Source organism: Xenococcus sp. PCC 7305, from assembly GCF_000332055.1.
Taxonomy (GTDB): Bacteria; Cyanobacteriota; Cyanobacteriia; order Cyanobacteriales; family Xenococcaceae; genus Xenococcus.
Window position 1 is genome coordinate 1 of the sequence record NZ_ALVZ01000037.1, and the last position, 6,279, is coordinate 6,279.

Sequence of the window (6,279 nt, forward strand, 5' to 3'; positions counted from 1 at the left end):
TTAATAGGATTCTCTTTAAACTGAGGAAACAAAAAAGATTGAGGCTCTTCTAGACTAAGTATGATAAATTACTAACAAAAATGCCAATGTAACAGAACTCTTCTCCTAAAATTACCAAAGTTAGTTAACCCATAAGCTTTCCTCTTAATTAACTTAATTTTTTGATTAATTCCCTCTACTGCTCCTTGAGTTGTTCTATTATCGAAGTAGGCTAAAATTTCGTCGATCCATCTTTTTATTGTTTGAGAACTTTTGGGAAAATACTTATAAGATAACTCGGTCCATTCTACGATTTTCCAGAATGCTTTGTCCGCTGTTATTTGACTTTCAAATATATCTCTTAGTTTCTCTTTTGCTTGATATGCAGCCATCAATTCGGGAGCAAGCTTTTCGAGTTCTTTTATTTTTTCTTTTTCAGTTTCATTAAGCTTTTCTTTTTTATTTTTTAACTTTTCTGCCTGCTTCTTCTCCTCTTTTCTTCTGTTGTCTAACTCTTTATTTATTTGTGACATTACATGAAATCTATCCGCTACAATTTGTGAATTCGGAATCAGTTCTTCTACTACAGTTTTGTATGGTCTCCAGAGGTCTATACTGACTTCTTCTATTTGATTTAGAATCTCTGGACCCAAGCCCAGCAAGTATTCTGCTATTACTTCTTTATTTCTCTTCTCTAATAATGCGATGGGTTTTCTCTTCTCTAAATCTACCAAGACTGCTGCATAATTCTTACCCCCTTTTAACTGAGTTATCTCATCAATTCCTAACTTTTTTAGGTCTGTCGGTTTTCCTGTAAACAATCCGCTTCTAATTCCTTAAGTATTGTGTCTATTTCTGCAGGAGTTATTCTATTTCTTTTTCCCGCATTTACTACATCCGTTTCCAATACTTCTTTGATAACCTTTTTCGCCAATCTTTTCGTGTATGTTCTTCTTTTTTTGACAAAACTTAATTCTTCTGAAAACACCTTGCGACAGTTTTTACATCTAAACTGACGACGATTAACTAAGAGAAAAACATCGTAACTACTTAGGGGGATGTCTCTAACTCGATAGCGGTGGGATTGGTGAATTTTATCAGTTTGTTTATTGCAATGAGGACAAATCGCTAAGTTTTCTTTCTTTTCTAATTCAATCAATAATTCATCATCGGTTATAAAATGATAATTCTTCGCTTTAAAACCTTCAAATTTAATTATATTAGTGATAAAATAAAGCAGAGAGTTCGATGGCATTTTATTAAAAATACATTTTTGCAACTTAACAATAAAATATTTGATATCATAAAAAACTAGTTTTAGTCAAGATAGAGCAAAGGTTTTAAGCAAATCAGATTTATAATTATTTTTGGGACTTATCCCTTTTTTCTTGTTAAATTATCATAGCTAGTCTAGAAGAGCCAAGATTGATACCTTCCATATTTCTTGAATCTAGGAAATCCATATCCTCTGTCCTTGAAAGCCTCCCAAGTGTTATGCAGCCGCTTGACTACATCTTGGGTTGCTTGAGAATGAACAGCTTTGTACCACGGATTCGTCTTTTTCCATTGAGTTAGTTGCCGCTTTTGTTCCAAGTAACTAGGAAATGGGAGCTCAGGAGACATGATATATTCGCGCTCCAAAGAGCAAGAGTACAAACTACATTTTCTCGAAGCAATCCAATACTTAAGATCTCGCAAGCATCTGTTGTAGATTCTCCTGCAAGTCTCAAGCCATCCCAGCATCAATTCTTGTTGCTCTACAGTTGGATAAATTCGGTAAGTGTAATTCATAGTCAACATACCTATATTTTAGCACAAAGTATGGCTTACGATAAAAAGATTCGTACGGAAGCTGACACTGGCGATTCATGAGGGGCTGTCGCCTGTGCTTTGCCAGGCGTTTAAACGCCCCGTCCCACACCAAATCAAAGATTATGGACCTGGGGCTTCTCTCCTATAAGCTAAATATTTAGGCAATGGGATGGGCAAACTAGGCAAAATAGTCTCACAATTAGAAGAGTATTCTATGCAGTACAACCATACAATTGAAAAAGTTATTCGAAAAATCAATCGAGAACTGGCCCCGGAATTTGAGGATAAACTACGCTGTCATCTTGAGTGTCAGGATAAAGCATGGCTGATCGATCAGATCATCCGTTTAACTATAGATGAGCATAGTCGTCAAGAATGCGACAGAAAATTATTTCAAAAAATCAAACAGCAAAAAAGGGCTGAAAGATTAGCCCGCTTGAGGGAGCTGCAACTTGATGAGTCCAAGCTAGACATCTTTATCAGTCAATATGAACAATATGATCGCGATCGCTTAGAAGAAGAAGGATATCTAATTCATCCGCCTCTCAAAGGGAAAGATTTGATTACAACTGAATATCGTTCCCAAAAGGGTGAGGTGCTGTTAACCCAGGCCAAAGATATTTTATTTGCAATTCTCTTTGGAGATGAGAGTACATGCGTTCAGTTTGAGCGAGTCGAACAAGAACTACTAACTTTGACCCTACCTCATTTCAAAGCTCGGACAATAGATTTTATGAAAGCAACAACTGAGATTGGGGGTCTAGGATTTTGGCAAGATCCCGATAACGTCTCCAATGATGATGAAGTTGAGAATATTCTTTTTCAAGTCGAGTATGGAGAAGTGGCCACGGAAAAAATTGGTGATGGCATAGTTACGGCCTTAAATTTGATTAATAATTTGGAAGTAAATGAACAAATACTCTATGCCAGAATCATTAACGTTGAACAAAGTACTTTGGTTGATATAAACGAATCCCATCTTAGGAGAAGAAGGTTTTAGCGGCAGGGTTTGGGATATTAGAGGTTAGCGGCGCGTAAAATCCTGAAAAAAGGGAAATCTCTCTGAGCAAAGTTTAATTACTAAAAGATCTTCATGATTAATTTACCTTTATTCGCTAAATTATTGATCAGCAATTACTTTAACCTTCCGTTCTCTAGCTTGCTAAAGAACTTTTATAAAAGGTTATGAATGGTCTCAGAGATTTTTCAGATTATTTTAGAGAACTCTCATTTAGTTTGTTGTTCACTCTCATATAAGTGCAATTTAATGTCTCAATACAATGCTCTATCTATTAGAAGAGAATTAAATATGACTCAAACAATTAGATTAGAAAGTTCTAATACCGCTATTCCTCAGCTACCTGATAGTCTGCAACATCTTGTTTTTCTGTTGTCTCAAACTAAAGAATTAACCTCATATCAAGTTCATCAAAGCTTGGAAAAAGCTCAGATTCAGCAGGCGGATCTGATGCCTTGGGCAACTTTCGATCATCCAATCACCCATAGCTATGGTCGCCAGTTGGTTTACGATGGAGGCTATTTTGAAATTATGGTGATGTCCTGGGTTCTGGGGGATATTAGCGCGATTCACGATCATGGAGCGACTCAATGGGGCGCAGTTCAATGCTTTGGGAAAGCAAGCCATTGGGCATATCAATTGGATGGTCAGACTTTACAAACTCAAGAATTTAGAGAATTTTCCCCTGGGCAGATAGTCAGGGTCAATCACGATTTGATTCATCAGATGGGTAATTGTAGTCAAGATTCTTTTCTCACGCTCCATGTTTATGGCATTAGTCATGAATATCCTTCGATTACAGGAGATGCTCGGGTGTTTGATCTTTTTGAGCAGAGCATTCAATATACTGATGGGGGCGTCTTTTTCTGTTTACCAGAAGCGGATATTGATCGCAAAACCTTTGGCTTGAATGCTGATAATACTAGTAAATTGCGACATCACCAACAAATGCGATCGCGAGTTGGCGCGATTATCGAAACATCCCCTGCTAAGCTTGAATATTGGCAAACGAAAGCAATTAAACTAGATCGAGAGATTTCCAGATTAGGCAACATAGCAATTTCCAACTAAAACATCCGCATGAGTAAATTTTCTCTCGATCTGATTAATCCTAAGTTACTGTTCACTAGTTCAAGAGCGATCGCAGCTTTACGTCCTGCCGTCATTGCTTTTTTGGTTAGTCAAGGCACTCAACTTAGTGGCGGAGTCGCAACCCCGATTTCTTTTTGTAATGTGTTGTTTGTGGGAAATTTATGTGCCGCGATCGCAGTTGGTTTCTGGTTTAAATTCCCAACCATTGTTAATGATTTTAAAATACTAGAAAAAAAAGTAATCTTTGGCCTATTCATTAACGGTTGTTTGGCAGCATTGCTATCAGCTTTAATATTTCTCGGTCTTGAATCTACATCAGTAACAAATGCTGTTTTATTAAGTAGATTTGGCCCAGTATTATTTGCTTTAGCTGGAGCATTTTTCTTGGGCAAAAAAATTACCAAACTAGAATTATTTGGCTTCACTTTGATTTTAGTAGGCATCTTAGCCATCACTTTACGAGAAAGTATGTACCAACTGAACAGAGGCGATGTTTTGATTCTAGCTTCGGCAGTTGTTTATGCGATTACAGCCTTAATTGGCAAATTGATACTCTCAGACACATGTAGTTTAGCAGTGGTAGTTTTTACCAGAAATTTTGTTTCTTCTGTTATTTTCTTCATCATTGCTAGTGCTTTGTTTGGCCCAACTCATTTTAGTGATGTATTTTCTGGTCAGCTATGGATTGTGATGTCTATCTATGCCTTGATTATCATTGTTTTTGCCCAATTGCTTTGGTATTCTGCACTGGGAAGACTTGATTCTAGGACAGTTGGTAGTTTGGCTTCTCTTTCTCCAGTTTTTGGTGTCACCTACGCTTATTTTTTAAATGGAGAACGCCCTTCGGAAGTTCAAATAAGTTCATTTTTTGTCATTATGATAGGTCTAGTTATTTCTAATTTAGGAAAAGCTAAACCAAAACAAAAAGAACGAGATTTGGATAAAATGCCCGAACCCGAATGCTCGGCTAACATTTAACTTAAACATTGATTATTAAGCATTGAACATTTAGCATTATGAATATTCTCTTGATTTGTGATCCTAAAAGTTATCGAGATCAGACTTTAGATGTTCCAGAATTTTATCGTGCGATCTCTCGTCACCATAATCTAAATTTATTTCACACTTTTCCCAATCAAGTTATGGAAGAAGAGGATTTTTCTAATCATATTTTAGCGACAAAAATTCCTCACAAATTAAATCACCAAGATTTCTTGGGTTTAGAAAAGCAACCTCACAATTTGTATCCTCTAGCATATTTTGATCTGGTTTTTTGTCGCACTTTAAAACCATTTCCCACAGGATATCTAGATCGCTTGAGCTCTTGGGAAAAGTTTACTAAATTTGTTAATAGCCCTAGCCATAAAAAAGAGCAAGTTAGCGCTAATTTTCTCTTCAAAGTGGCAAAAAACTGGATTCCCGAAACCATTGTGACTGATGATTGGCAAGAAGCTCAAGCATTTTGGGAACAACATCAAACTATTGTCTCCAAGCAAGTTAATAGTTGTGGCGGTCGTGGCGTTTTTAAGATCTGGTATGAGCAAAGTTTATTTAAAGTTGATAATTTTCAAGTTGGTTTGCGTTCTTTTGAGCATTTTTCGGAAGTGATGGATTATGCGAGGGGCGCTACTCAAGCTCCGTTGCAATTAGTGCGTTATCTTTCTCAGGTAAACCAAGGAGATAAAAGAATTGTGGTAGTGGATGGGGAAATTTATGGGGCTTATATTCGCCGCTCTATAACTGGTCATTGGGTTAATAATGTCAGTGGGGATGGCGAATGTATTTTGTCAGACATTAGTGATTGGGAAAGAGATGCGATCGCAGATACAGTAGGAGCTTATCAAAAACGAGGTCTCCATACTCTAGGCTACGATTTTCTACAAGATGATGATGGCAGATGGCGGATTTCTGAGATCAACGCGGGCAATATTGGAGGATTTGCTCGATTAGAACAATTAACTCAAACCCCAGTGATGGATCATTTTATCGACTGGCTTGTTGACTTTGCCAAGTCTCAGGTTATTGATAACAAATGTCTTGTCTAAATTAAGTTAATATTTCCAGTTACTTTAACTAACTTAAATTTTGGAGTTCATAAAATATTCGATAATAACTTCGTCTATACTCCTAAAAGATAACTCTCCTATATAAGAGATAGCTTGATGAACAGTACCGCGATCGCTCAAAAAATCATAAATCTAGGATATCTGCATCTAAATTAAACATTGACTATTAACTCAGGAACTAGTGCCGCTGCGCGGAAGTAATAAGTAATAAGTAATGAGTAATAAGTCTTGATACATCAGCTTTTTGCCCTTCGTTGATAGATAGCTTATTTACGCCCGCGTCCACTAGGTTTTTCAGTGCTCTTTAATTTA

Annotated in this window: 7 protein-coding genes; 4 read left to right on the top strand and 3 right to left on the bottom strand. The window is 36.8% G+C overall.

The annotated features are described in order from the left end of the window. Positions 1-71: 71 nt before the first annotated feature. The 3 genes from XEN7305_RS29485 to XEN7305_RS27225 all read right to left on the bottom strand — a co-directional run bounded on the left by XEN7305_RS29485 (position 72) and on the right by XEN7305_RS27225 (position 1,770). A complete protein-coding gene (locus tag XEN7305_RS29485; RefSeq protein ID WP_006507346.1) occupies positions 72-800 on the bottom strand; it encodes an ISL3 family transposase in 729 nt (242 codons plus the stop codon). Further along, positions 773-1,234 (bottom strand): transposase family protein, encoded by a 462-nt coding sequence (locus XEN7305_RS29490; RefSeq protein ID WP_006507347.1) that lies wholly within the window; start codon positions 1,232-1,234, stop codon positions 773-775. Before XEN7305_RS29490 ends, XEN7305_RS29485 begins: the two co-directional genes overlap by 28 nt. A 155-nt stretch (positions 1,235-1,389) precedes the next feature. After that, a complete protein-coding gene (locus tag XEN7305_RS27225) occupies positions 1,390-1,770 on the bottom strand; it encodes a helix-turn-helix domain-containing protein (RefSeq protein ID WP_202951225.1) in 381 nt (126 codons plus the stop codon). 235 nt (positions 1,771-2,005) lie between these two features. On the opposite strand from XEN7305_RS27225, the gene XEN7305_RS00550 reads away from it, so the two are divergent. The 4 genes from XEN7305_RS00550 to XEN7305_RS00565 all read left to right on the top strand — a co-directional run bounded on the left by XEN7305_RS00550 (position 2,006) and on the right by XEN7305_RS00565 (position 5,946). Further along, complete coding sequence (locus XEN7305_RS00550) at positions 2,006-2,791, top strand: hypothetical protein (protein ID WP_144053164.1); 786 nt, start codon at positions 2,006-2,008, stop codon at positions 2,789-2,791. A 309-nt stretch (positions 2,792-3,100) separates the two neighbouring features. Beyond that, complete coding sequence (locus XEN7305_RS00555; RefSeq protein ID WP_158500366.1) at positions 3,101-3,880, top strand: cysteine dioxygenase family protein; 780 nt, start codon at positions 3,101-3,103, stop codon at positions 3,878-3,880. 9 nt (positions 3,881-3,889) lie between these two features. Then, a complete protein-coding gene (locus XEN7305_RS00560) occupies positions 3,890-4,879 on the top strand; it encodes a DMT family transporter (protein WP_006507352.1) in 990 nt (329 codons plus the stop codon). Between the two features lie 38 nt (positions 4,880-4,917). Beyond that, positions 4,918-5,946, top strand: coding sequence for a RimK family alpha-L-glutamate ligase (locus tag XEN7305_RS00565; RefSeq protein WP_006507353.1), 1,029 nt, complete (start codon positions 4,918-4,920; stop codon positions 5,944-5,946). The last annotated feature ends 333 nt before the right edge of the window (positions 5,947-6,279 follow it).